At 69.0% G+C, this 1,596-nt stretch carries 1 protein-coding gene; it reads right to left on the bottom strand.

Annotation, left to right across the window (positions count from 1 at the left end):
- Positions 1 to 8 precede the first annotated feature (8 nt).
- Positions 9 to 1,472 carry an NF041680 family putative transposase gene (locus tag ACFYE1_RS17355; RefSeq protein WP_387745765.1) on the bottom strand — a complete coding sequence of 488 codons (1,464 nt, stop codon included), beginning with the start codon at positions 1,470 to 1,472 and terminating at the stop codon, positions 9 to 11.
- Between the last annotated feature and the right edge of the window lie 124 nt (positions 1,473 to 1,596).

Here is a 1,596-nt window from a genome sequence, read left to right as displayed (position 1 = left end):
CTTGTCGTTTAACCCTTGATTTGCTGGTGCTCCGTGCCGGCGGTGTCTCGTGGGATGGTCTTGCCGACGTTGTGACGGGTCGCTCGGTGCCGGTTCTTTATCCCAGGTGGGCGTCCCGGTCCTGGGCGGGAGGGTTTCGGCGCACGGGCCGGTTGGCCCGTCTTCGCGCGCAGGTGCCGAAACCCCCGCCGCACCCGTGCCGGAGTCAGCCGCTCCGGCGGCAAGGGCTTCTCCCAAGGCCGGCGCAGGTCAACGGCCAGGTGGCGGGCCAGGCGCAGCTCGGTGTGGGCAGCGATGACCAACCAGGTCCAGCGATCACCGGCCTGCGGGGAGCGGATCTTCGGGGTGGTCCAGCCCAGGGTCTGTTTCCAGAAGCGGAAGGTGTGCTCCAGGTCGAAGCGACGCAAGTAGGCCTGCCAGCACCGGGTGACCTGCTCAGCGTCGGCGTCGGTCATGGAGGACCACAGCCACAGCGGTTTGGCCTCGCGCTGGCCGGGCAGGTGCTCGACGGCCAATCGGATCACCGTGCCCTCCACGATGGGCAACGGCCCGTGGTGGTCGGCCCAGGAGCCGCGGTGCGTCAGCCGTGGATGCATCCGATCGAAGGAGATAGCCTCGGCCTGTCCGTATCGCACTGTGGCAGTAGTCGTCCGGGTCGTGGGGGCAGGCCAGCTACCAGGCTCGCCGAGGGCCATCACCATCCCGTGTCGGCGAGGTCGTCCCCCGCGGGGATCGGTGCTGCGCGGCGGAGTCGGGCCGCGCATGATGCGATCGGCGCGGATGCGTCCCATCAGGTGCACGGGCAGATCCGCCAGCACGAAAGCCAGCCGGGCGACGTCGTAGCCAGAGTCCATCACGATCATGATCGCCGGGTCCCCGGCACGCCAGTGCCCGGCCTCGCGCAACCGGCCCACGACCGCGCGCAATTGGGCGGCCGTGACCGCGGTCGCGTCGGTGCCCGGGTCCAGCCGCACCGCATCCAGGATCGCGGTCCAGCTCGTGGGCCCGCTCTCCAGGGCAGCCACCACTTGGTACGGCCAGCCTGGGATCCGCTGATCGGCCGAACGCCCCCGCCCCCGCCCGTAGACGTGGCAGAACATCCGGTCCGGGCAGGTCGCAGCGTCTGGGCGCAGCCATGGTGAGACGTCGACGGCCAGCACGATCCGTGTCCCGAACAGGTGCGGCACCGGCAGCCGCGCCAGGTGCTCGCGCAGCCGGTCGGCATCGACGTGGCCGCAGTTGAGCCCGTCGTAGAGCGCGCCGTAGCCCCGGCGATGCTCGGGAGCAAGGCTGAGGTCCACCAAGGTCTTCACCGGACCTTCGGCGCACAGCACGGCCTCGGTGAGCTCGAACAGCTCATCAGCGCGTCGAGTCAGGCACCGATACAACGCGCCGCGGAACTGGCGAAGTAGACCAGTCTCCACCGTCGCCGAGCCCTGGCCAACGCCAGGACTGAGGACCATACTGCTCATTGCGGCCACCGCCGTTCCCTTGAAGCGTCGCAACTTCCAAGGATCACGCGGTGGCCGCCCTCATGCCAGACCCCAGCCTGTATCCGGCACGCTCATCAGTATTAAGGGTTAAACGGCAAGCTAA

Origin of the sequence: Kocuria nitroreducens (genome assembly GCF_042879195.1) — a bacterium.
Taxonomy (GTDB): Bacteria; Actinomycetota; Actinomycetes; order Actinomycetales; family Micrococcaceae; genus Kocuria; species Kocuria nitroreducens.
Note: the sequence above shows the minus strand (reverse complement) of the source record. Positions and strands in the feature narration are given on the sequence as shown.

Bases quoted from the DNA above. Each gene is read 5' to 3' on its own strand.
- ACFYE1_RS17355 (WP_387745765.1), bottom strand. From the start codon at position 1,472: ATGAGCAGTATGGTCCTCAGTCCTGGCGTTGGCCAGGGCTCGGCGACG.